Genomic DNA, 24,626 nt, shown 5'->3' with positions numbered 1-24,626 from the left:
CTCTTACTGAAGGTACCCGAGCGCGCGAAGCTTCTCGCGTACGGCCGGATCCTTGATCTCGGGTATGGCCAGGAACTTCTCGCCAGGGAATCGCCAGAGGCACAGGCGGATGCCGGTCTCGGGCGCGACACAGGCCGGTTCTTCCTGGGTTTCCAGGCTGCGGTTGCGCAGATCGATCAGCGCCGTGCGGGGCGCGCGGCCTTCGGCCCCGAGGGCGACGACCCCGCGTTCGGCCGGCTCCCCATCGACCTCGATCGTCAGACGGACCAGGTCTTTGCGTCCGAGATTTCGTGGGTCGGGTAGGCGGTCGAAGCGGAAACCGGTTCCGGTCGCGTCGACCGCGGCGCTCGCCTCGAGGTTCATGCCGTCGGTGCTGATTGAGATCTTAGGGCGGGTGTCGTCGCTGCGTCGGTCGAGCGTGAGGAAGGTGCCGCTCTTCGGATGTCCTTCGAGGCGAATCTGTACCTGGGCCGTACCGCTCTCCGGCCCGACGAGTCGTGCCTGGTAACCGCGTTCGCGAAGGATCTCTCGAGCGTCCTCGAGGCTCTGCAGGAGTCCGGTCGACGCTTCGAGTTCGGCGGCAGCGACGTTTCGCTTCTCGCCGGGATCGGTTCCGACTTGGTAGAGCTCGCGCGTCCCCGAATCGATGCTTTCGATCAGCTTCTGGGTCCGCGTGCGGACGGCGTAGCGGGTTGGGAACTGCGCTTGCGTGGCTGTGGCGAACAGCGGCTCGCCATCCTCCTCCGGTGCGGCGATGGCCTCGGCGAGCGAACCGCCCGTGAAGCCATCGGGGCGTGGCAACGACAGCCACTCCAGGATCGACGGCGCGATGTCGATCGACCGAACGGGACGCGCGACGACCGTCCCGGCATGAGCACCGGAGGGCAGTCGAACGAGCAAGGGGACGTGCAGGAGTTCGTCGTACAGGCTCTGCCCGTGGAAGAAGCGGCCGTGGTCCCAGAACTCCTCGCCGTGATCGGCGGAGACGACGACTAGTGTTTGGTCGAGTCGGCCGGATTCTTCGAGGGCCTCGAAGAGTCGACCTATCTGATCGTCGACGTAACGAATCGATGCGTCGTAGAGCGAGATGATCTTCGCTTTGTCCGCGTCGTCGTACTTGCCGGTGTCGGCGCCCTGGGAGTCGTTGAACGTGTCGCCGACGGGGCCCTCGTAGTTCGGGTCGGAGTAACGCTCGATGTACGAGTCCGGCGGCCGGTACGGCGTGTGTGCGTCGAGGTAGTGGAGGTACAGGGCGAACCGCTCGCGCGGATGCTGCTCGAGCCACCCTAGGGCGGCGTCGGTGATTGCGGTTGCATCGAGATCCCCGGAGACCAGTCGGTCGAACGTGCCGGGCGGCTCCGCGTGTCCCCCCTGGCTCAGCCACAAGGGGATCCAGGCGTTGTTCACATACGCGGCGTTGGAGATGCCCGATCGGGAGATGGGGTGTGTGAGGATGTCCTGATCCCGCGTCGGGAAGACGCGCGACGTGAAGATCTGCGGGATGGACGGCAGAGTCATCGGCGCGTTTGCGTACGCGTTCTCGAAGCGCACGCCCGTGGCGGCCAGCGCATCCAGGGTCGGCGTCACGTCGCGATGGTACCCGTGACTGCCCATGTGGTCGGCGCGCAGACAGTCGATCGTGATGAAGACGAGATTCGTCTCTTCCGGGCCGGCGTCGACCACGATGCGCGGAGCGGACCAGAAGATGTCGTCCTGCTTCGCCTTCTCGGGGTCGCCCTGGTTTTCGACGGCGAAGGTGAGCTTCCCGTTCTTCCCGGCGAGCGCGGCGAGGTCGATTCGTTCGTCGAACCAGCGGCGGTCGGCCACGACGTTTCGGAGATCGACGTGGTGGTCGAGGAGGATGTGCTCGGTGCCGTCGCTTTCGTCGAAGCGCACGAGGAATCGCGCAGGTGCCGCCAGGTCCGGTGTCTCGACCATGAAAGCGGCGGCCGACAACGTGTGCCCCAGCGAAAGCGCAGCCTTCGGCGGAATCTCCACATCGTAGGAAAGAGACCCCGGAAGCGGCATTCGCACAGATGTACGGGTCTGTTTGTGCGCGCCGCGGAACACGACCCGTACGCCTTCGGGCAGGCTGGGGTCGGCCGCCACACGCTCGACCAGGTCGAAGGTGGGCTTGTCCGCCGCGAGGCCGACGCCTCCGAGGGACGACACGGCCGGCATCAGCGCGACGAGCAGAACGACGAGCCGCCGAATCATCCCGCGGATTGTACCAGCAGCAAACCGGCCGGAAAAGTCAGGGCTTTTCGAGATCAGGGTGTCTCCCCGGCCGCCGCTTCGACCGCCCGGGCGGTCTCGATGTCGGGGAAGACCATCTTGCCGGCGAGGATCGTCCGTGGGTCGTCGGTGGGCGTGATGAGCAGCGTATAGAGGCCGAGTGTGGTCGGGATGGGCAGGCGGACGCGGATCCGTCCCGCCGTGCCCGTCGGTTCGACGTCGGCATCGATGATCTCGGTCGTCGAGGTCTCGTCGAAGCCGTTGTACCAGTGGGCCGCGAGCTTCCGGTGTCCGCGGAGCTCCGCAGCGCTGGTGGCGTTCGGCCCGAGGATCATCTCGATGGCTTCGATCGGGGGGAAGATGATGGTCGTGCCGTGCGGCACGAGCTCTCGCTTCACGTACTCACGATTCATGTGGATCGCGATCTCGGACGGGCTCATCACCTCCTCGAGCGGGCGGAGGTAGACCTTGCGGCGCCCGATCTCCTGATCGGGTCGTGCGGCCCGCTGGAGTACGACCTCGTAGCGGCCCGGTTCGTCGGGCGTCGTCAGCTCGAGCGGTAGGTGGAGGATGCCTCCAGAGCCGAGCGCGATCGGGAGCAGCGCCCGCAATGTCTGTTGGTGAGCGACGAGTCCCTTGCGCCCGCGCCACTGGATGACGAGATCGCTGAGGCCGAGCGGTTCCGGGTGTCGAAAGGTCGCCGTCCCACGGTTTGCGATCGAGAAATCGACTTCGGCGACGGGGACGAGTGCTTCTTGCGTCTCGTTCTGCGTGGCCGGTTCGAGTACGCGGAAGTCGTTCGTAACCGGATCCAAGGGCGTGAGCCGGTAGGCATCCATCGACTTCGTCTGGCCGAGCGGTTGGAGGCGACTTCCCGCGTTCGCGTCGTTCTCTCGCGCGTCGTCGAACGCCTCGATCTGCCCTCGCATCGAGCGGTTGCGATCGACGAGCAGGGTTTCGAAGCCAAGTGCCCCCAGAGCCTCCGAGGCCGTGACGGAGGGGAGCTGCGCGGCGAGCCCGATCACCTGGTCGTTCACCGGCGATTGGAAGGAGTTGTAGCAGGCCGCCATGGGCCGGGGGTCGTAGCTCGACAGGAGGAGCGCGCCGGCGATGTCCAGTCGTTTGGTGGGCTGATGCTGCGCGCCGAGCGGGAAGTCGAGTTGTGGCGCCCGTCCCACTTTGCGGATCAGGTCGATGTCTTCCTGGGGCGGCCGAGCGATGTAGGACGTGAGCTGGAACGTCCGCCCGAAGGACGCCTCGGCGAGCGCGGGAACGAACCGGACCGAGAGGATTAGGAAGGCGCAGACGGCGGCACCGGCGGCCGGCGCCCACGGGACAGGCCGTAGCCGCTCGGTCAGTGCGAGCGCGGCGAAGCCCATCAAAAACGAAGTGGCGATACCGGTTCCGATGGCTACCGATGCGAGCGCACGGACCGCGGAGAGTCCGGGGATCACGTCGCGAAAGGTCAAGAACGGCGATTCGAGCGCGACGCCGAGGCCGGGAATTCGAACGTGCCCCAGCGAGCACCATGCGATGAGCAGTCCGCCGAGGAAGAATGCGAGCCGGGGGTCTTCGCCGTAGGCGAGCCTCGGTCCGCGAAGGCGATCGAGCATCGCGATGGCGACGAAGAGCAGCACGACGAAGCCGGGGAAGTAGTCGCCCTGGCCCGGCATGAAGTCGCGTGCGCTGAGCAGGAGCGATGCGCGCCCGGAGAGGAGCGCCCAGGCCTCGCTGGTGTCGAGGTAGGGCACTAGGATGATCCAGACCCCGACGAGCGTGAGTGCGAGGGCGGCGGCGAGCTTGGGAAGCACGACGGTCAGTCTCGCGCGGTGCTGGAAGAGGAGATAGATGCCGTACACCGACGCCAGCAAACACGTGGAGATCAGCGGGTAGAGGCTCTCGAACACCTCGAGGTTGAGGAAGAACGCGAGCCCCAGCGCGTCGCGCCACTTGCCCGACACGAACAGCCGGTGGAGGAACAGCAGGACGGCGGGGGCCCACAGGTCTCCGTGAACGTAGGGATGCGAAGGGTCGATCAACCGGCCGGGCACCAACGCGAAGGCGAGCCCGGCGACGAACGCCGCCCCGGGACTTCGCGTGAACCGCCGCGCCAGGAAGTACATCGTGATTCCCGGGATCCACAGCGTCAGAACGAGTGCGAAGTTGTAGCTCAGGATCGGGTCGGCGGTGAGGGCGTACGGAAGAGCCGCGAGCAGCCCGACGCCGAACATGTGCTCCCCGAGCGTGTAAGCGCCCGGCATCGGGAAACACTGGCCCACGTCGGCGAAGAGGTCCCAGGGGCGGCTGACGAGGAGGTTCGCGTTGCGCACGACCGTCGTGACCACCATCGCCTGATCCCAATGGTCGAGATAGACCATGTTGATCTGGTCGTTGATGACGGATGGGTAGGGCAGAAGCTCCGACGGCGAACTGAGTACGTTCCGGAACGTGAACAGCGCGACGATCAGATAGGCCGCGATGGCCAGGGCCGCGCAGGTACGACGGCCGGGCGCGAGGCTCATTCCTTTTCCACGACCATGAGCTGCGAGATTCCGATCACCGGCATCTTGTAGGGCAGGCGGATCATCGCTCGAGCTATCGGAAGTGGAGTGATGTTCGGGAAGAGCAGGCCGCAGCGCTCGTGCAGGCCGGTGCGTCCGCAGGCGGCTTGCATGAGGCGTCGAAGGTGTCCGGGCGTGAACTTCAGGGACTCGCGTTCTTCTTCGCGCGTGAGTCCGAGCACGATGTGTCCCGGGTTGATCCGATTCGGCTCGAACACGATGACGCGACGACGTGCGACGCGCCACATCTCGGCCAGGGCCGCGACCGGGTCGGGTAGATGGTGGAGCAACTCCCAGCAGGTGACGGCGTCGAACGCACCGTCTTCGAACGGGAGTTGGTCGGCCGAGCAGCGCACGCGCCCGGGGGCGGGGTTCGTCTCCAGCATTCCGGATGCGTAGTCGCAGGCTACGACGCGGACGCTCGCCGGGTAGTACATGCTGGAAAAGCCGCTGCCGGAGCCGACGTCGAGCAGGGTACTCACGCTGTCGAGCGCACCCCGCTCTTCGAGATGCTCGATGCGTTGCTTCGCAAAGAGCTCGACGACGGGGTGCGTGTTCGAGCGGTAGAGACCGCCTTCGTCCCAGAAGGCGTGTTGTTCACTCATGAGGGGGCGTCGTCTGTCTTCGCAGAGTCGCGGTGAGCGGCCAGTTGCTCTCGCAGCAGAGCCACCTCCTGGGCGAGCAGCTTCACCTGCAGGCTCATGCCCGACAGGCGGACCGCATAGTTCAGCGACACCACGAGCAGGAACAGCAGCCCAAAGAAGAACAGCGTCGAACTCGGCGTCCACGCTCCGACGGCGCGGGTGAGAAATCGTACCGAGTCAAACCAAGTGATCGCGACCATCATTCCGGCGGCGACGATCGTCCAGATCGGCGTGTACTCTTCGCGGAGCTTGCCGCGGTACACCAGGGTGAGGACGGCGGTCAGGAACGCGGCGCACAGCAGCATCGAGAGAATGCGCGTGGATGCGGACTCCGGCTGGAGGATGGCGAGTTGGCGCAGGGTGTCGAGGTCGAGCGTTGTGGGATCCATCGAGCCTCCTCACCTGGTTCCGCGCGAGACCGGCGTGCGCCAGCTGCGGAACGTCGAGAGCAACATCTTGTAAGGGTAGTAGATTGTCTTCAGCCCAGCATGCATGGTCTTGCGTCCGGGCGGGCTCGGCGCCATTTCGACGGGGACCTCGCGAATGCGGAACCCCTGGCGGTCGAGGAGGAGCAGGACGTCGATGTCGGGGAAGTCCGACGGATAGAAGTCCGAGCAGCAGAACTCGAAGGCTTTTCGCGAGAGCGCTTGCAGGCCCGACGTCGGGTCGGCGATGTGCGGCCCGCCGAAGAAGGCGAGGACCCGCTGGAAGAACACGCGCCCCGCGGAGCGAGCGGATCCCATCTCGTACCCGGACTCCTGTACGAACCGCGACCCGATCACGATGTCGAAGTCGTCCGCGCGGATCGGGCTGAGGAGGCTCGGGACGTAGGCGGGATCGTGTTGGCCGTCAGCGTCCATCTGCACGAGCTCCGCGTAGCCGTGGCGGACGGCGAACTTGTAGCCCGTCTGGATGGCGGCTCCGTACCCGAGATTGAACGGATGAGAGACGACCAGGCCGCCGTGCTCGGTGACGATCGCGGCGGTTCGGTCGCGCGACCCGTCGTCGATCACGAGAATGTCGATGTCGAGCCCGGTGGCGCGTACGCCATCGATGACTCGGCCGATCGACGCTTCCTCGTTCAACGCGGGAATGATCAGAAGGCTGCGGCTGCGCTTGGCGGGGTGCATGGGTGCGGGCGGGTCCGAAATGGGTGTGATGGGGCGATGCCCGGAGTGGGCCTCGCGGCGGAAAATCGGTGTATCCGCCGATGCTGACACGCCGGTCCGCCTCTTTGCAATGATCAGAGAAGCGGCTAGGACACATGACCTGTGTCCGGGGCGGGCCATTTTCGGTTCTGGGTGCTCCTCGTGGGAGTCGGGCTGATCCAAGCGAGCGAGCTGGCGTATGCGCGGTACGTGCCGCTCCAGACCACGTCGGCCGGGCTCGCGGCCCGAGTCGAGGAGGTCGCGGACTCCGTTCGCGACATCGGTCCCAGCATAGGAGTGACCGGGGCCCACGTAGCTGGTCTCTCCGCCTGTGCCGCGATTCAGGATCGGATCGATGCGGGCGACGCGACGGCGCTCAGGCGGTGTGCGACAGCCCTTGGCGACGTCTATGGCGAACTGTGGGCCGCTGAGCCGACCGACCCGCGGCGTCGCGGGGTTGGCTGGTTCGTGGCGTGGGGCGTCGCCGATGCCGCGTTGCGGCTCACAGCGGCCCGCTCCGTCATCGAAGCCGGGGACCCCGGACGACTTGCGCCGCCCGGGCGAGTGGCGAGCCAGGTTCTCGTTCACGGCGACGGGCGAACCTTGCGGATCCGGCCTCTTCGGGCACTTCGCCCCGGCCGGCGCTGGGCGCTGGTGGTCGAGGGGCTGGAGCCGACGGAGCTCGCGGCGCTGCGGGAGACCGTCGTTCCGAAAATGGGAGAGGCCGGGCTGGAAGTTCCGGCCGGGAGCTTCTCGGGCCCGGTCGTCTTTGGCATGCGCGACGACCCCAGTGAGATGGATCACGAGAGGGCGATCGCTCTTGCGAAGCAGCTCGAGCAGGACATCCGTGGCCGAACGGGTACGAGTCCGGTCGCGGGGGTCCAGGTGCGTTTGCCGGCGCCTCTTTCTTCCGCGGATCTCGAGCGGATCGTGGCGACGTTCGTTCCCGCCCACGATGCGCCCGCCGAGGAAACAGTGGTCGTTCTCCCGGTGTTGGACTTGCGCTCGAGCCTGGGCGGATACGTCGATCGCCTCACTTCCGAGCCGTGCGTGTCCGCGCCGGCGCGCTCTCGCGCGGGCATCCTTCCTTCTCCCGCGCTGGTCCTGGAGGGGACGTACCCGTCGCTCGAGATCGGACGCGAGAGCGACGGCCGAAGGGTGGAGGTCGGCGTCGTTGACGCGACGGACATGGCCCTCCCGTACCTCTTGGCGCTACCGCCGGAGGTCGGGCCTGCCACGCCTCTCGTCGTCGCCGTGCACGGGCATAGTGGCACCGCCGCGGATTTCCTGTCTGTACACGGCGCGGCCTTGCTCGCGCGCGGCCTCGCCGTGCTTGCCGTCGAATACCCCGACCACGGGGAGCGCGGCGCGGCTGAAAAGGAGTTCCTCGGTGTGCTCGACCCGGTCCGGCTGGGCGTGAACTACCGACAGTCGGTCGTCGACGTGCTGGCTGCGATCCACTCCGCGACGGCGTGTGGATTCGCCCTCGAGGACGGGACGACCTACAGGCCCTCCGACCTCCGGTACCTCGGGTACTCCCTTGGAAGTCTCGTCGGCATCACGGTCCGGTCGTTGTGGCCGTCGCTCGGTCCGGCCGTGTTCGTGGCGGCGGCGGGCGATCTCGCAGGCTGGTTGATGATGCACTTCCCGAACTACCTGGATGCGCCGGTGCTGACCTGCGTTGGTGGGCCACAAGACGGCGAGAGCTGCTTTGACAGCCGGGTGTGCTCTGGGCCCGGAGTCTGCTGGATAGATCCGTACTTCGCCCGGATGGCGTTCCTGTTCGATCTACCCTTCGGCCTCGTCCTGGCGGATGCCGAACCGCTCGGGCCGTCGCGCGTTCGGACCGGCGCCGTAAGTCACGCGCCGGCTTTGCTCCTCACGGCCGGCGAAGACGGGGTCCTCTTCTCGCTGCTTCAGGCGCGGCTCGGGGATGCGTACGACCTGCACGGAGAGCCTCCGGGCCGTATCCGAGGGCCGCGGAGCGAGCGCCGGCATTGGCCTTCGCTTGGGCACAACCTCATAGACAACGCCGAGGTGAGAGCGGCCGCGTACGACTTCCTCGCGACGCCGCGCCGCGTGCCTTCCCTAGCTCCGGCGAATCCTGCTGTAGACAAGAAACAGGCGGGCGGGTAGTCACGCGGATTCGCCATGCGCCGGTTCTATCCTGAAACCTTCCTCATCGCGCTCGCAGTGATCCTGCTCGAGGTGAGCTACACGCGAGTTTTCTCGTACAAGCTCGTCTACTACTTCACCTACCTCATCATCGGAATTTCGCTGCTAGGACTCGGCGCCGGCGGGGTGTTCGTCGCAGTCTTCGAGCGTCTTCGAAAGATGCCGACGGAGCGGGTGATCCTGCTCAGCATGGTCGTCGCCGCGGTCTCGGTGATCGCGAGCTACTTCCTCGTCGCGCTGGTTCCACTTCATCTCTTCCGGATGATGATGAGTCTGGCGCACGGGATGGTCGCCGGACCGCTGTGGACGTTTACGAAGCTCTCGCTCGTCCTTTTCGTCCTGTTCATTCCGTTTCTCGCCGCGGGCATCGCGCTGTCGACGATCTTTGCCGCGCACACGGAACGCATCGGACGGCTGTACTTTGCCGACTTGATCGGCGCCGCTCTCGGCGCGGCCATCGTCATTCCCGCGCTGAGCTGGATCACGCCTCCGGGGACCGTCTTTCTTGCGGGCTTCGTGTTCGCGCTCGCCGGCGCGCGTCTCATGCCCGAGGTGCCGGGCCCGTGGGGCAAGGTGGGCGCGGCTGCGGCCGTCGTCCTTCTGATCGGCGTGCTTGCGCCGGGTGTCCTTCCGGATCCGATTCGCGATCGCGTGAAGGGTGGCGAGGCGACCGGCAGCTCGTTCACGCGATGGAGCCCTGTCTTCCGCGTGGACGTGGTGCCTTCGTTCGGCGATCCGCCGCTTCATCTGCTCTATCACGATGGAACGTTGGGCTCGTCCATGACCTCCTGGGATGGCGACCTCGGTTCCCTCGGACGCTACGACACGATGGATCGCGCCCACCCGTTCCGTCTGCTCGAACCCGAGCCGACTGTCGCGATCGTCGGTTCGGCGGGCGGCAACGAGATTCTGGCGTCGCTGCACTTCGGTGCGAGCAAGATCACGGGCATCGAGTTGAACCCGGTGACCGTTTCGCTCCTTGAAGATCACTTCGCCGACTTCACTGGGCATCTCACCGAGAACGAGAAGGTCACGGTCGTCAACGCCGAGGGCCGTGCGTTCCTGAAGGGCTCCGGAGAGACGTTTGATCTCATCTGGCTCGTTGCCCCGGACAGCTATGCCGCGATGAACTCGGCGACCTCGGGCGCCTTCGTACTCTCGGAGAGCTACCTCTACACGCAGGAGATGATCCAGGAGGCCGTCGAGCACCTGACCGACGACGGGATCCTGTGCGCGCAGTTCGGCGAGATCGGATTCGACACCAAGCCGAATCGCGTGGTCCGTTACCTCGGTACCGCGCGCCGCGCCCTCGCGGAGTTGGGCATTGCGGATTTCGATCGTCACGTGATGGTGAGCGTCTCGCCCGGATTCGGACGGCTCGAGACCGCTACGATCGTCGTGAAGAAGTCCCCGTTCACCGAGGCGGACATCGAGACGTTCCGCGCGTCGACGGGTCGCGTCGAAGGCGCGCGCGTGAGCTTCGTCTGGAACGATCCTCAGCCCGGCACGCAGATCACGACCGCTGTGGTTGCCGGTCCGGAAGAGCTCGAGAACTTCTACGCGAGCCACACCTACAAGGTGCACCCCATCACGGACGATTCTCCGTTCTTCTGGCACTTCGTCGGTTTCCCCGACGCGCTGTTCGGGGGGGAGGACGCCAAGGCGTGGAACGTGGAAGAGGGTGTCGGTGAGCGGTTGCTCGTCGTGTTCCTCCTGATCGCGATGTTGTTTGCTGCGATCTTCCTCCTACTGCCGCTCGTCGTGTTGCGCGGCGTCTGGGGTGAGATGCCCTACAAGTGGAACGCGGGTGTCTACTTCGCGTGTCTGGGCCTCGGGTTCATGTTCCTCGAGGTGTGTCTGATCCAACGACTCACGCTCTTCCTCGGGTATCCGACGTACTCGCTCACGGTCACGCTTTTCTCGCTCCTCGTTTCGACGGGCGTCGGCAGTCTGTTGAGCGAGCGCTACGCGACGAGACGAAATGAGGCCTTCACCGTTCTGGTCGTGGCCCTTGTCGCGCTCATCGGCTTATACGAGCTCGTACTGCCGTGGGCGGTGGATGTTGGGATGGGCTGGAGCTTCGGCGCGCGGGTCGCGTTCACCGTGGTCTGTCTCGCGCCGCTCGGACTTTGCCTCGGCGCGTTCATGCCCCTCGGCCTCGGGTCGGTCGCGCAGACGACGAAGTACGGCGACCAGTATGTCGCCTGGTGCTGGGCCATCAACGGCTTCTTCTCGGTGATGGCCTCGGTCCTGGCCACGCTCCTCAGCATGACGTTTGGCTTCAACGCCGTGATGCTGATGGGCCTCGTGATCTATCTGGTCGGAATCGCCGCCTTCCGTCGCGTTCCCGTTCCGGTCGTCTGATCACCGTCGGCGCCTGGGGGAATTCGGACGGGGCGTCGTGCGCTCGGTCCGTGAATCGTGAACGGAGGCTCGCCCGGTTGGCGGACCACGAGTTCGAGAGTGTACTCGCCGGGGGGCGGGGACAAAGTTTCGAAGAGTACGGTCCCTCGTTCTCCCGGTTCGAGATCCCAACCGAGGGGGGAGAGCGGCGTCTCGGAAACGAGAACGCCGGATTCGACATCGTGCCAGCGGATCTGGGTCGCAACGACGCCCTCACCGAGTGGATGAACGCCGGACCAGCGACGGTTACTCACGTTGGTCACATCGGTCCAGATCCGTACGAGTTCGCTGGGCCCGGCGTCAGGGACGGCGAAGTCCAGTCGTGCCTGCCGGGCCGAACTGGGCAGGGCCGCAGGTGCCTCGCCGGCGGCCTCGGCCCCAGGCGGGCACTGCACTTCGTAGATGGCATCGCGTCCTCGCCGCACCGCGAGAGTGATCGGGAGTGAGCCTTCCGCGCGCTCCCACGCGGCTTCGCGCCCGGGCATGAGCCCGTGGTGGACGACGATCCACCGAAGCTGAGTAAGGCGGCAGAGGTCGGCCAGCGCCTGTGGTTCCGGAAGACGCTGCGCCAGAACCATGGCGAGTGTTTGGCTGGCGGGCGGGTGCCCCGAGTAGCCGTTGATGAGCGGGAACCAATGCAATGTGGAGCCGACCATGGCGCGGCCGGTCGACAACAGCGCGCGGCCATCCAGCGGGGAGGTTCGCGCCGGTAGGTCGAGTACCGGGCCCGGGGTCCCGTGGCTTGCGAGCCATCGGTGGCTTCCCACGTAGATGCCGGCGAGCGGATCGGCGGACAGGGGTAGGGGCCAGCGTTCCGCGCGGGCTGGAACGAGGGCGATAGCCAGGATGAGAATCAGGGCCAGTGTCGCTCTGCGACCCGTCTCGTTCCATCGCGCGGTACAGGCCTCGACCAGGCCCGCCGCGCCGAGCCCGGCGAGTGCCGCCAGCGCCAGCTGCGTCAGGTAGAGGAACCGCCCCGGTGCGCGCATGCCCGCGAAGCCCGGGACGACCCGCATGAGGATCTCGTAAACACTCGGCAGCTCCGAGCCGGGGAGCGTGGCACGGGTTCCCAGGGCGAGTACGAACCCGACCCCGGCGACGGAGAACAGGCAAGCTCGGGCGCCGACGGGAGCCCGGCGGAAGAATCCGCCCAAGACCGCAAGCACGACCCCGGCGACCGTGAGCTCTTCTGCGATTCGCCCGAGCAGGGTCGCGGCCGAGCTGGACGCGCGCGTCACGACCGCCAAAGACTCCGCCGGGTCGGGCAACAGGCCCCGCGCTTGCACGCGGAGGTACGCGCTGGCGACGAGTCCGAGCGGAGCGGCGCCGAGCGCGAGTGCGGCGACCGGTGCGATCCCGCTGTGGCCGTTGCGTCGTGCGTGCCTCACGATCGTCGGGAGCGCGGCAGCGCAGAGGGCTCCGAGTCCGAAGGCGACGTAGATGCCCGACAAGGCCTGAATCGCGGCAATGACGGTGAGCGCGATCAGAGTCGGGACGCGCGGCGCTTCGGCGGCACGCCACGCGAGGAGCAGCACGAGCGGGTAGAGGTGCAGTGCCGACGAGTGCAGCCGAAGAAACGACAAGGGGATATCGCCGCCGAGAGCGAAGAGTGCACCCGCGAGGAAGCCTGCCGTCGCAAGGCCCGACCATGCACGCACGAGCAGGAACGTGGTGAACGCGGCGGCCCACACCACCGCGAGCGTCGTCAGGTTATAGGTGAGCACCGCGTTGCCGGAGATCCAGAACGTCGGACCACTCACGGGGAGGAGTCCCAGAAGGTGTTCGGACGACGCGAGCGCGTCCGGTGCCGGATGGAAGATGTTGCCCTGGAACAGTTCGAGCGGCTGCTCGATCAGCGCATGTGCTGTCCACCCGAGAATCCACATCAGGAGGTCGACGTCGCTGCGGGTCCAGATGGCGCCCGGCTCGGAGAACGCGAGTGGATCGACGACGGCGCTGCCGAGCTGTGTCGGGAGCGTCCAGGCGAGGAAAGCGACGAGCAGGGCGTAGCCGCCCGCCGCCCACACGGCCGTGTACCGCGTCGTCGTGAGCGTCATTCGGGCGCCCCGGCGAGTCGATCCGCGACGGCGCCCGCGACGATCGTGTGTCCCTTTGCGTTGGGGTGCATGATGTCGAGGAAGAGCGGCCTCTCGTCGGCATGGGCGTCGAACAAGGGCCGAAGGTCGAGGCAGTCGAGGCGCTCCTGGTCACAGATCTGTGCCAGCCGTTCCTGAGGAATGAGGTTGGGCTCGGACACGCCGATCTGGTCGCCGTCCGGAAGGATTGCGATGAGCAAAGGGATGTCGCGGCCGGCCGTCTCGTCGCGCAGGCCGCCCAGCGCTTCGACCATCTGTTCCCACCGCTCGTCGTCCGGCTTCTCGTAGTAGCGCTTGCGGAGGATCGAGATGAAGCGATCGAACTTGAGGAAGCCCTGTTCATCCTCGACGGGAGCTTCGGACGGCTCGGGGGCAGGCGCGAGGAGCCGGCTGCTTCCGAGTTTGGCCAGCCATCGAAGGAGGACGTAGAAGTCCGAAAGGTTCGCCAGAGACCAGGTGGAAACGCGTTCGCTGCGATTGGTCGTGAGGACGCCGTTGGGGCCCATGACCGGTCCGTAGTCGTAGTCGTTCAAGTTGAAGACCACGACGACGGCGTCGGGTTCGAATGCAAGGCCGTAGGTGCGGAGCCAGGCGAGCTGGTTCTGGGTGTTGTAGCCCTCGACGCCGGCGTTCAGCACGTGATGCGGTTTCCCGCTGCGCGTTTCCATTTCCGTTTCGAGTTTCGCGCCGAGGGTCGCATCGAAGGGCAGGCGGTAGCCGAACGCGACGGAGTCACCGAGCACGAGGATGCGACGAGCGTTGGGTTTCGCCGCCTCGGTCCCCGAGACTCGCATGCGGTTCTCGTCGATGATCACTCGTTCGCCGCGAGCCGTCGTGTCGAGCGAGGCATGAAGAACGTAGGGCAGTGCGTCGTCGTCGGTCGTTTCGTAGAGCTGGCGGGGAAAGCCGTTCAGTCGGTCTACCAGGTTGAGTGAGCGGGCCAGGACCTCGCCCAGCGCGAAGAAGAGCCCGCCGGCCAGGAGGATCACCGCGAGAATCTGGCCGGTGCGTCTGAGGCGGTTCGGTCGCGCCGTCGAGGCAGGCATGGTCTGCGTGGGCGTTCGCCGCGGTCAGGCCGAGGCGACGAGGAGGATCTCGCCGGTCGGAATGGGGAGTTCTCGCTGCCGGAGCGAGGAAGGCACGAGCCGCGCCGCGACGGCGACCGCGCGGTGGATCCACGGATTGAAGTACTCGAGCTGGCTCGTGATGTAGTCGATCGTCATCACCTTCGGAGCATTCGCGATCGCGATCGGCCAGAACTGGTGGTTCTCCATCAGCTTCGTTGCGGTCTCCCGATTGAAGTACGTGATGTGGAGCGGTGGGCAGTAGTAGTACCAGTGTCGACCCATCACCCGGGCATGCACGCTCTTGATGTCGGGCACGGTGAGCGCAATCCGGCCCCCGGGCGCGAGCCAGCCGTGCAGCCGATCGAGGAAGGCGCCGGGGTCGACGACGTGCTCGAGGACGTCGAACCCGGTGATGTACGAGTAACGGCGTTCCGGCTGGAAGGTCTCAGCCGCCGCGTGGAAGGCGGAGAACCCTCTCTTTTGGGCCACCTCGACGGCCGACGCGGAGACGTCGATCCCGTCGATGTCGATCTCTCGGCGAGAGACGGCGTCGAGGAAGGCACCGGTCGAGCACCCCACGTCGAGCCAGGGGCCTTCCGGAGCATGGGGCGCAACGATCTTCACGCGGGCTTCGGCGTGGGCGAGGCGGATGTCGTACTCGGCCCCGAAGGTCGCGTAGGCGCCGCCGTCGTAGGAGCTTTCGTAGACCTCGGCCAGGGCCTTCTCGTCCGGGATCGGGTCGAGGCGGATCAGCGAGCAACTCCCGCAGCGGACGAAGTCGTAGCCCATCTTGTGGAAGACCGTCGTGTAGCTGTCGCCGCCGCACAGGAGGCACGTCGCTGGGGCGGCGGCCGCTCCGGACGGGGAAGGGGGGTCGAGGTAGGGATTACTCACGGAACCGTGAATCTCGCCGGTTCGCGCCGGTTGGGCAAGGCCGCGGCGAAAGCCCCCGCGTAGACGGCGCAAAGAGGCGCGAAGCACTCGATTCCAGAATTCGCTCTCCAGCGGCTACAACCCCGGGGATGGGCCGCCTCTTCGGCTATTTGGGCCGCTATCGGGCTCGCTTCGTTGCCGGGTGCCTGTGCCTCGTGGTGACCGCATCGCTCGCGATGAGCGTGCCGCTGGTGCTGAAATGCGCGGTCGACGCGATGGCGGCCGGCCTCCCGGGGCGCGCTGCGGATGCGCCCGACGGGGCGGCGCCCACTGGTATGGCCGGTAGCGAGCCGTGCTTCCCCGGCCTGACCAGCGCAGATGTGAGCGACTACGCTCTGCTCATCGTCGCGATCGCGCTCGTTCAGGCGCTCGCACGGGCCTGTTCGAGGTTTCTGATCTTCAACGTCGCGCGCGACGTCGAGTACGACCTGCGAAACGACCTGTTCGCCCATCTCGAGAAGCTGCCGCTCGACTACTATCACCGCCAGACCACCGGCGATCTCATGTCGCGGCTCGTGAACGACATCGGGGCCGTGCGGCTCATGCTCGGACCCGCGGTGCTGAACCTCCTCAATACCCCGATCTACTACGCCTACGGCATCACGATCATGGCGGCGATCGACCCGTGGCTGACCCTCGCTGCGCTCGCGCCGTACCCGCTGGTGATCCTCGTCATGAGGCACAACGGCGGGCGGCTCATGGAGGGTACGCTCCGCGTACAAGAAGGTCTCGCGGAGATGAGTGCCACGATCCAGGAGAACGTGAGCGGCATCCACGTCGTAAAGTCGTACACGCTCGAAGACGTGGAGGCGCAGAGGTTCGGGAAGCAGAACGACCGGCTTCGCGAAGCGAGCCTGAAGCTGGCCCGGGTACGCGGGATCATCGGCCCGACGATGCGGGTGGTCAGCGCGCTCGGCATTCTGGTCGTCCTCTGGATGGGCGGGACGCGGGTAGCGCAAGGGCACCTGACGATCGGCGATCTCGTCGCGTTCATCGGCTACCTGAACGCGCTCGCGTGGCCGACGATGGCTCTGGGGTGGATGTTCGCCATGGTCCAGCGCGGCCGGGCCGGTATGCAGCGGTTGCAGGCGGTCCTCAACGAGCCTCCGTCGATTGCGGATCCGGCACGGCATGCGGTGGAACCGGCACCGCGGATCGAGTCGGGCGAGATTGAGCTCCGCGGGGTGACGTTCGCGTACCCGGACGCGCCGGGCGCGCCGGTTCTGCATGACATCGACGTTCGGATTCCAGCCGGAGCGACCGTGGCGCTCGTCGGTCGAGCGGGGTCCGGGAAGACCTCGTTGCTCCGGTTGCTGCCTCGCTTGTTCGAGGCGTCCCAGGGCGAAGTGCGCATCGACGGTAGGGATGTGCGCGACTATGACCTGTCGGAGTTGCGGCGTTCGATTAGCACCGTACCGCAGGAGCCCTTCCTTTTCTCTACCTCGATTCGCGGCAACATCGCGTTCGGAATCCCCGAGCTCGGTCGCGACGGCGAGGACGGGGAGCGTCGCATCCGCGCTGCCGCGGATTGGGCCGCCGTCGCACAGGATCTCGAGAGCTTCCCGCGCGGTTACGAAACCATGGTCGGAGAGCGCGGCATCACGCTTTCCGGGGGACAGAAGCAGCGGGTGACGTTGGCTCGTGCGCTCCTCATCGACTCGCCGATTCTGCTTCTGGACGATTCGCTCTCCAGTGTGGACACGCACACCGAAGAACGAATCCTCGCGGCGCTAGAGCAGCGCCGCCGCGGTCGAACGTGCCTCATCGTCGCCCATCGGTTGTCGACCGTGCAGGATGCCGACCTGATTCTCGTGCTCGACGAGGGGCGGATCATCGCTCGCGGCGACCATGCGACCCTGCTCGAGCAGGACGGACTCTACTCCGATCTGTTCCGCCGTCAGCGGTTGAGCGAAGAGCTGGAGGCGATTTGAGCGCTCCCGAGCAGAAGTCGAAGGTGGCCGGCGCTGGTGGGAATGGGCCGAGCATTCACGCCGAGGACAATCTCGAGCGCGTGGCCGACTCCGAGCTGCTCTGGCGGCTCTGGCACTACGTCCGTCCGTATCGGGTGATCTTCTGGGCCCTCCTCACCGTTCTGCCGGTCGCTTCGGCCCTGATGCTGCTGCAGCCCTACCTGCTCAAGATCGGAATCGATCGGTACGTGGAGACCGGAGACGTCGCCGGCCTGTCCGGGGTCGCGGCCATCTTCTTCGCGGCCGTCCTCGGCGAGTTCGCGGCGCTCTACCTGCAGTACTACCTCACGATGTCGGTGGCGCAGCGGAGTCTGGCCGACCTTCGGCGCGAGCTCTTCGATCACATGGAGCGGTTGCCGCAGGCCTTCTTCGATCGCAATCCCGTCGGTCGGCTCGTGACGCGCGTGACAACCGATGTCGACGTCCTGAACGAGGCTTTCGCGACCGGCGCGATGACGATCTTCATGGATCTCCTCACGCTGAGCGGGATCGTTGCACTCCTGCTCTGGCTGGATTGGCGGCTCGCTCTCGCGACGCTGACTGTCGTGCCGATTTTGCTACTCGCGATCAATTTCTTCCGCAAGCGTGCGCGGGTCACCTACCGCACGATTCGAGAACGGATCGCCCGGATCAATAGCTTCTTGCAGGAAGCGATCTCCGGCATGTCGATCATTCAGCTCTTCGCGCACGAAAAGGAGAGCTACGACGAGTTCGCTGCGCACAACGGTGCGCACCGTGACGCGAATCACCTGTCGAACATCTACGAAGCGTCGTTGTTCTCGATCGTAGAAGCCGTGAGCTCGGTCTCGATGGCGATCGTGGTTTGGTACGGCTCGGGCCAGATCCTCGCCGGAGTGATCGCGTTCGGGACGCTCGTCGCGTTCATCGAGTACATGCAGAAGTTCTTCATCCCGATCCGGGACTTCTCGGCCAAATACGCGGTCCTCCAGTCCGCGATGACGGCAGCCGAGCGGATCTTCCAGCTCCTGGATACCGAGACCGAGACCGAGACCACACCCGCGGACGTCGAGCCCGTCTCGCCGCACGAGGCGGGCGCGGTCGTCTTTGACAACGTGTGGTTCGCGTACAATGGCGAGGACTGGGTCCTACGGGACGTGAGTCTCTCGGTAAGCCCCGGGGAGACGGTTGCGATCGTCGGCGCGACGGGATCCGGCAAGACGACCCTCACGAAGCTCCTCGGGCGGAGCTTCGAGGTGGGACGCGGAGCCGTGCGGGTTTCGGGCCGCGACGTGCGGGAGTGGGACCTCGGCGGCTTGCGCAAGGAAGTCGGCATCGTACTCCAGGACGCCTTCCTCTTCACCGGGACCGTCGCCAGCAACGTCGCGCTCGGTCGAGACGGCGTGACCGAGGACGATCTCTGGCGCACCGTGCGTGCGGCGAACCTCGGGGAGTTCGTCGAATCGCTCCCGCGCGGCATGAATGAGCCCATCCGAGAGCGCGGCAACAACCTTTCGGCCGGGCAACGCCAGCTCCTCGCCATGGCGCGAGCTCTCGCCTACGACCCGCGCATCCTCGTCATGGATGAGGCGACCTCGAGTGTCGATACCGAGACCGAGCAGCGGATTCAGGAAGCGCTCGAGCACCTGCTGGAAGGACGGACGGCAATCGTGATCGCGCACCGACTCTCGACGGTCGAGCGGGCGGACCGGATCGTGGTGTTGCACAAGGGTGAGGTCCGCGAAGTGGGGACCCACGCAGAGTTGCTCGAGCGCGGTGAGATTTACGCTCGACTCTACGAGTTGCAGTACGCCGGCGCGCGCGCCCGCTCTACCGAATCGCCGGTGGGTGATGTCTCGGCCTAAGACGCAAAGGACCCCGCTCGCCGTGGTGCTCGGGGCGCTCCTGGTCTCGGCCGTCGGCTGCGGTGGGTGCTCACCGTCCTACGTGTTGCGGGCGGCCTACGAGGAAACACGAATCTTGTGGAGCCGCGAGCCCATCGAGGACCTTCTCGCCGCCGACGCGATCACTCCGGAGGAGCGGGCGCAGCTGGAGTTGGTCTCCGACGCGCGTGTTTTTGCCGAGGAGAGCCTCGGGATGGACGTCGGAGGCGCGTACGGTTCGCTTGCGGAGGTGCCGCCGGGCGCCCTGTTGTGGGTGGTCTCGGCCTCGGAGCGCATGCGACTCCGGTCTTACACCTGGTGGTTCCCGATCGTGGGGGACGTGGCGTACAAGGGCTTCTTCCACCGCGAGGATGCTGATGCAGAGGCCGTCGAACTGCGGGAGCAGGGTTACGACACGTACGTTCGACAGTCGGCGGCGTTCAGCACGCTGGGTTGGTTCGACGATCCGGTTTTGTCGACGTGGCTCGAATCGGAGCCGGTTGCGCTCGTCCGGCTCGTGATCCACGAGCTCCTGCATCGCACGACCTATTTGCCCGGGCAGACGACGTTCAACGAATCGTTCGCGACGTTCGTCGGGAGCACGGGTGCGGCGTCGTTCTTCACGGCCCTCGACGGCAACGAGTCCGAGCGGGCGACGGAGGCGCGCGACGCGTGGCGAAAACAGATCGCGCGGTCCGAGCGATGGGGCGACTCGATCGAGCGGCTGCGCGCGCTCTACCGTGAGGGTGCGGCGGGCGAACGTACGGAGCAAGAGGTTCTCGCCGCGCGCAGCGAGATCTTTGCGGAGTTCGGATCCTCGAAGGAGATCAACAACGCCGTCCTCCTCGCGAGCTACGCGTACCTGTCGCACCTCGAACGCTTTCAGTGCGTTCTCGACGAGGAGGATGGCGACGTCGCCGGCGCGCTCGCGCGTATCCGGACGGAGAGCGAGGTTGCAGAGGGCGACCCGTTCGCCGCCCTGGGGACCTGCGCCCCGCCGGCCGACGTCGACTCCTGAAGTCGCTCATGTCGTTCCTTCGGCCCATTCCCGATTGGCGGGTCACGCTCGTATGGCGCCTCTATGGGTGGGCGGGATTGCAGCAGCTGTGGGTCCTCGGGGGCCCGATGTCCTGGTCGGAGTGGTTCACGTACGCACCGTGGGTCATTCACGGACTGACGGCGTGCTCGCTCCTGCTCGTTCTGTTCGGCGCGCGGCCGGTGCTCCTTCTCGCTACGGGCCTCGTCACGTCGAGTCTCCTGTGGATCACGGCCTCGGGAACGAGCCAGCTTCTGAACTTCCCTGGCGCGGAGCTGCCGCTCTTCATGGCCTTGCCAGTCGGGTCGATCGTTCTGTGGGCGGTCGCGTCGCGCGGGAAGCCGGACCCCGCGGAGTTGACGCGGGGGCTTCTCGCTCTCTACCGGATCGCGTTCGTCGTGGAGATGGGTTTCGCGGCGTTGCACAAGATGAACCAGGACTTCTTCGATCCGGCCTTGTCGTGCGCGGCGGTTCTGAACCAGATGCTCCCGCAGTGGTGGGACACGCCGGTCGCCGAGTTGGCCGGGTTTCTCGACCCGCCGGTGGTGGTCGCGTTGGAGGGCGGCACGGCGCTCCTCGCTGTGGTCTACTGGCCCCTCGGACTTCTGCTCACTCTCGGTTTTCTATTCGGCCTCGCAGTGGTCGGGCCGACCGGTTTCACGGCGGTGAGCATCGCCGCCGCGTTTTCGTTCGTTCGGGGAACGACGGCGGAGTCGTTTTATCGGGTGCCTCGTCGGTGGCCCATTGCGTTCGCCGCCTCGTCGGTGGCTCTGGTTGCGTACATGGCCCGGACGTACGCCGGCCCGCCGGAGTATCCCTGGGGGCAGTTCGCGTTCTACGCGGTCGTGGTCGCGTTTCTGGCGGTCTGCGTTGCAAGTGAGCTCGTGCGCGATTTGCGTGGTCGGCGGTTGGGCGGTTTCCGGTCCGCGGTGGGTTTGGACGGTCCGCGTTCGCGGGGGGTTCGGATCCTTCTCGTCGCGGTCGCGGTAATCGGAGTCGTCGACGGGCTCACACCGTATTTCGGCTACAAGTACCATTTCAGTTTTTCGATGCTGAGCAACCTCCGTGCGGACGGCGTTCGGTGGAACAGCTATGTCGTCCCGCAGTGGCTTCGTCTTGTCGATGAGGATCCGTTCATCGAGGTGACGGCGCTGGAGATCCACCGCGAGGGCGGGCAGCCGACGGATCCGGACCGAGAGTTGCTCCTCGCGAGCTTCCCGCCGTACGAGTTCCGCCGCCGGGTCTACTACCACCTGGTCCACGGCCAGGACGTCGACGTGTGGATCCGGTACCAGGGCCGCGAGCACGGGCTCACCCGCCTCAGCCGAAACCCCGAGGGCCGTGCCTTCCTGGAGGCGCTGCCCCGCACGCTCCTGTTCCAGAAGGTCCTGCTCCCCGGTCCACAGTCGTGCGTCCACTGAGCGCGAAGCGGGCAGGGCCCCTTTCGCTCCGCGTGCCGGTCGCGCTATGAAGGCAACTGCGATGTCCGAAACCGAAGCACACACCGGGCGGCGGGCCGTGAGCCGGCTCTCCGACGCGGCGAGCCTGCCCGTGGGGCCATGCCCGGCGTGCGAGCGCGAAGTGCTCGGCTATGTCCTGCCGGAAAGCCCGGAGCGCTTTGCCTGCGTGCATTGCGATGGTCCGCTTCGGCGCGTCGACTGGGTCGATGAACAGGAACTCTCCGAGGTGGGGTATGAGACCTGGGATCCGCTCGCCGGCGGCTGTGGGACAGGCTGCGCGAGTGGCGGCTGCGGCTCCCGGGGCTGAGCCCGCGGCGACCGCGCTCTGGATGGAGCCGGTCGACTCCGGACTCGAACACCGCGCGAGTTGTCTCATCAACAACTTCAACTACGCGCCGTACGTCGTGGCGGCGGTCCGCAGCGCTCTGGAACAGACCCGGTCGTTCGCTGAGATCATCGTCGTCGACGACGGTTCGACCGACGACTCGCGGGAGAGACTCCGCTCGGAGTTCGCTGGCGACAGCCGTGTGCGGGTGGTCGAGCAGGAAAACGGGGGGCAGCTGTCGTGCTTTCACAGCGGGCTCGAGGCCTCTAACGGGGATTTGATCTTCTTCCTCGACGCCGACGACGTCTACGAGCCGACCTACCTCGAGACGATCGAGGACCTCTACCGCCGGCAGCTGTCGTGTCATTTCGTGGTCTCGGCCTACCGAACGTTCGGCCGGGAGGAGGGCGCGGTGCAGCGCTTCCCGGAAGGTCGCGACCTCGGCTACTCGGCCGTTCTGGCCTTGACGCGGAGCTTGGCGAAGCTGTGGGTCTCTCCAACGTCCACGCTGTCGATGCGGCGCGCTGTTCTCGAGCGGTTTCTACCGCTTCCGAGGCCCGAGGATTGGCGGACCCGGGCGGACGACTGCCTTCTCTTCGGTTCGGCTCTCGCTGGGGCGCGAAAGTCGTACTCGGCCGCTCCGCTCGTCGGCTACCGCATTCACGGGGAGAACCATTGGTACGGCCGGGAGTTCGACGGCGCGTACGAGGCGGAGCGAGAGGCGGCGCTGGACCGGTTGCTGGCGGATCTGATCCGGCGGCTGCATCTCGAGGACCTGGCGGCGCGGGCCCCGGAGGAGTTCGCCCGCATCGATCGGCCGGACCTGCGCCAGTTGCGGCACTACGGGCGGATCGCGGCCCGGGCCTCCGGCTCGGTCGGAGATCGCCTCGGCATGCTCGGCGCGATGGCGCGCCACTTCTCGGGCCTTTAAGCCCTCGGCTGCTACGCTAAAGGGAGACTGTTGCTATTTCGGTGGGGTTCGTCCCGTCCGTGGAGCCTCGAACAGGCACAGCGATCTCGCGCCGATGGACGTTCCTTCAGAAGAGACCTCGCCCCTTCGCCCCGGTCCCGGCCCGGGCGCCGGATCGATCGCGGTATCGGCGCGGCGGATCGCCCTCGAGTACTGGCGGCCGCTCGTGCTCGCGCTCCTCTGTGTGCAACTGCCCCTGGTCGTCCTCAATCGGTTCGAACTGCCGTTCGACATCTCGTTCGGGTATCGGAGCTTCGCGCGGAACATCGCGATCCTGATGGTGCTCGGCGTTTGGGTGGGCGCGCGCGGGATGCCGCGGCCGCGTTCGACGTTGACGGTCCCGATGCTGCTCTTCTTCGCGGCGATCTGGTTGTCGGTGGCGCTCGAGGGGGGACGCTGGGCGGACGTTCGCGTGTTCGGATTCAGCATCGGGTTGTTCTACGGCGCTCGGTCGATCGCGGACTCGGCAGACGGCCGACGCTGGCTTTATCACTGGTTGGGGGCGCTGGTGGTCTTCACCGTCTGCGCCGAGATCTACCGCAATCCGGAAATCTTGCAGTTCCGCGAGTCACTCCGGAACACGATGGTGACCGCCCATCCGAATACGCTGGGTGGGTTCTTCGCGCTTCTGGCGCCCATCTTCATCGGCACCCTCGACGACAAGAGCGCGCGCCGGATGGCTCCGCTCTACCTGCTGTGTGTCGTCCTGGGTGCGGCGCTCACGTTCTCGCGCCTCTCGCTGGCCGGCTTGTTCGTCGGCAGTGCGACCGTCCTGCTGGCGAGTTGGCTGCGGCGACACCCCATGCGCGTCGCCGTGCTGGGCTTAGGGGCGGCGGCGATCGTCTTCGGCACCATCGGCTATCTCTCGCTCGGCCGATTCGAGGCCGATTGGCAGCGGCTGCGGATCATCCACGCCTCGCTCACGCTCTTCGCCGAGCACTGGTTGTTCGGCGTCGGCTACGGCGTGGAGAACCTCGAGGCATTCTTCCCGGATCGCTACGAGGAGATGTTCGGAACTCGACTCTGGCTCTACCACTCGCACAACATGTACGTGGACGTGCTGGTCGGTGCGGGACTCGTTGGCGGCGTCTGCGGCGCCTGGTTCTTCGCTCGGCTCGCCGCGACCGCGTGGCGCGCCGTGCAGTACTCTCAATCCGATCCTCAGATTCGTCGAGTCGGAAGTGGGTTCGCCGCGACGGTCATCGTGTTCTTCCTCCTCGGCGTCGGCGACATGCCGCTGTACCACGAGCGGCTGTTGTTCCCGCTGGCGATCGCGTGGGGCTTGATGGAGGGCTGGGCGAACTGGGCTCAGACGCGCCCGAGCTGACGCAGGCCCTCGTACAAGACGATCGAAACGGCGTTGGCGAGGTTCAGGCTACGGACCCCTTCGCCCGGCATCGGAATGCAGTGGAGGGGCTCGAGTTCACGGCGCACGTCGTCGGGCAATCCGCGGCTCTCACCGCCGAAGACGAGGACGTCGTCTTCCTGAAACGCGATCCGGGTGTACGACGACTCCCCGTGAGAGCTGAAGGCAAAACGTCGCACGTTCGCCGTCTCGGTGGAGAAGGCGGACCAGGCATCGTGGACGTGGAGATCGACGAACGGCCAGTAGTCGAGCCCCGCGCGCTTCAGGTAGCGGTCTTCGAGGGAGAACCCGAGCTTGCCGACCAGGTGGAGAGGAGTCCCCGTGGCTGCGCACAGGCGTGCGACGGACCCCGTGTTCTGCGGGATCTCGGGTTCGACGAGGGCGACGAGCATCGGT

Annotated in this window: 18 protein-coding genes; 9 read left to right on the top strand and 9 right to left on the bottom strand. The window is 66.4% G+C overall.

Translation table 11 applies throughout. From position 1 onward, the window contains the following. Positions 1-3: 3 nt before the first annotated feature. From P8R42_22920 to P8R42_22900, 5 genes are read right to left on the bottom strand one after another with little or no spacing between them, the layout of a single operon-like run. Positions 4-2,217 (bottom strand): sulfatase, encoded by a 2,214-nt coding sequence (locus tag P8R42_22920; protein ID MDG2307451.1) that lies wholly within the window; start codon positions 2,215-2,217, stop codon positions 4-6. A 53-nt stretch (positions 2,218-2,270) separates the two neighbouring features. Further along, the gene (locus P8R42_22915) at positions 2,271-4,757 is read right to left on the bottom strand and encodes a hypothetical protein (GenBank protein ID MDG2307450.1); all 2,487 of its coding nucleotides are present in this window, start codon (positions 4,755-4,757) and stop codon (positions 2,271-2,273) included. After that, positions 4,754-5,401: a class I SAM-dependent methyltransferase gene (locus P8R42_22910; protein MDG2307449.1), complete on the bottom strand. Its 648-nt coding sequence runs from the start codon at positions 5,399-5,401 to the stop codon at positions 4,754-4,756. Before P8R42_22910 ends, P8R42_22915 begins: the two co-directional genes overlap by 4 nt. Further along, positions 5,398-5,829 (bottom strand): DUF2304 domain-containing protein, encoded by a 432-nt coding sequence (locus P8R42_22905; GenBank protein MDG2307448.1) that lies wholly within the window; start codon positions 5,827-5,829, stop codon positions 5,398-5,400. Before P8R42_22905 ends, P8R42_22910 begins: the two co-directional genes overlap by 4 nt. Before the next feature lie 9 nt (positions 5,830-5,838). After that, positions 5,839-6,660: a glycosyltransferase family 2 protein gene (locus P8R42_22900; protein MDG2307447.1), complete on the bottom strand. Its 822-nt coding sequence runs from the start codon at positions 6,658-6,660 to the stop codon at positions 5,839-5,841. A gap of 51 nt (positions 6,661-6,711) precedes the next feature. Here P8R42_22900 and P8R42_22895 point away from each other — a divergent pair, with 51 nt between their 5' ends. After that, positions 6,712-8,724 (top strand): hypothetical protein, encoded by a 2,013-nt coding sequence (locus tag P8R42_22895; protein ID MDG2307446.1) that lies wholly within the window; start codon positions 6,712-6,714, stop codon positions 8,722-8,724. Positions 8,725-8,739: 15 nt separating this feature from the next. Continuing rightward, entirely contained in the window at positions 8,740-11,127 is a 2,388-nt protein-coding gene (locus P8R42_22890; protein MDG2307445.1) for a hypothetical protein, read from the top strand. On the opposite strand, the gene P8R42_22885 is transcribed toward P8R42_22890, so the two are convergent. The 3 genes from P8R42_22885 to P8R42_22875 are packed head-to-tail and all read right to left on the bottom strand — an operon-like array spanning position 11,076 to position 15,223. Beyond that, the gene (locus P8R42_22885) at positions 11,076-13,223 is read right to left on the bottom strand and encodes a hypothetical protein (protein ID MDG2307444.1); all 2,148 of its coding nucleotides are present in this window, start codon (positions 13,221-13,223) and stop codon (positions 11,076-11,078) included. The genes P8R42_22890 and P8R42_22885 overlap by 52 nt on opposite strands. Next, positions 13,220-14,308: an SGNH/GDSL hydrolase family protein gene (locus P8R42_22880; GenBank protein ID MDG2307443.1), complete on the bottom strand. Its 1,089-nt coding sequence runs from the start codon at positions 14,306-14,308 to the stop codon at positions 13,220-13,222. The genes P8R42_22885 and P8R42_22880 overlap by 4 nt, the downstream gene beginning before the upstream one ends. A gap of 24 nt (positions 14,309-14,332) precedes the next feature. After that, positions 14,333-15,223 (bottom strand): class I SAM-dependent methyltransferase, encoded by an 891-nt coding sequence (locus P8R42_22875; GenBank protein MDG2307442.1) that lies wholly within the window; start codon positions 15,221-15,223, stop codon positions 14,333-14,335. A 128-nt stretch (positions 15,224-15,351) separates the two neighbouring features. Between P8R42_22875 and P8R42_22870 the strand changes: the two genes are divergently transcribed. The 7 genes from P8R42_22870 to P8R42_22840 all read left to right on the top strand — a co-directional run bounded on the left by P8R42_22870 (position 15,352) and on the right by P8R42_22840 (position 24,191). After that, the gene (locus tag P8R42_22870; protein MDG2307441.1) at positions 15,352-17,193 is read left to right on the top strand and encodes an ABC transporter ATP-binding protein; all 1,842 of its coding nucleotides are present in this window, start codon (positions 15,352-15,354) and stop codon (positions 17,191-17,193) included. Further along, positions 17,190-19,055, top strand: coding sequence for an ABC transporter ATP-binding protein (locus P8R42_22865; GenBank protein ID MDG2307440.1), 1,866 nt, complete (start codon positions 17,190-17,192; stop codon positions 19,053-19,055). The genes P8R42_22870 and P8R42_22865 overlap by 4 nt, the downstream gene beginning before the upstream one ends. 22 nt (positions 19,056-19,077) lie before the next feature. Beyond that, the gene (locus tag P8R42_22860) at positions 19,078-20,091 is read left to right on the top strand and encodes an aminopeptidase (protein ID MDG2307439.1); all 1,014 of its coding nucleotides are present in this window, start codon (positions 19,078-19,080) and stop codon (positions 20,089-20,091) included. A gap of 8 nt (positions 20,092-20,099) precedes the next feature. Next, entirely contained in the window at positions 20,100-21,530 is a 1,431-nt protein-coding gene (locus tag P8R42_22855; protein ID MDG2307438.1) for a hypothetical protein, read from the top strand. A 61-nt stretch (positions 21,531-21,591) separates the two neighbouring features. Next, entirely contained in the window at positions 21,592-21,876 is a 285-nt protein-coding gene (locus tag P8R42_22850) for a hypothetical protein (GenBank protein MDG2307437.1), read from the top strand. After that, the gene (locus tag P8R42_22845) at positions 21,851-22,825 is read left to right on the top strand and encodes a glycosyltransferase family A protein (GenBank protein MDG2307436.1); all 975 of its coding nucleotides are present in this window, start codon (positions 21,851-21,853) and stop codon (positions 22,823-22,825) included. The genes P8R42_22850 and P8R42_22845 overlap by 26 nt, the downstream gene beginning before the upstream one ends. 94 nt (positions 22,826-22,919) lie before the next feature. Then, positions 22,920-24,191, top strand: coding sequence for an O-antigen ligase family protein (locus P8R42_22840; GenBank protein ID MDG2307435.1), 1,272 nt, complete (start codon positions 22,920-22,922; stop codon positions 24,189-24,191). Here the strand turns inward: P8R42_22840 and P8R42_22835 are convergent. Next, positions 24,173-24,622 (bottom strand): tRNA (cytidine(34)-2'-O)-methyltransferase, encoded by a 450-nt coding sequence (locus P8R42_22835; protein ID MDG2307434.1) that lies wholly within the window; start codon positions 24,620-24,622, stop codon positions 24,173-24,175. The two genes, P8R42_22840 and P8R42_22835, sit on opposite strands and share 19 nt — an antisense overlap. Positions 24,623-24,626 lie beyond the last annotated feature (4 nt).

It is taken from the genome of Candidatus Binatia bacterium, assembly GCA_029243485.1.
Classification (GTDB): domain Bacteria; phylum Desulfobacterota; class Binatia; order UBA12015; family UBA12015; genus VGTG01.
This window is presented reverse-complemented; position numbering and strand designations above follow the sequence as displayed.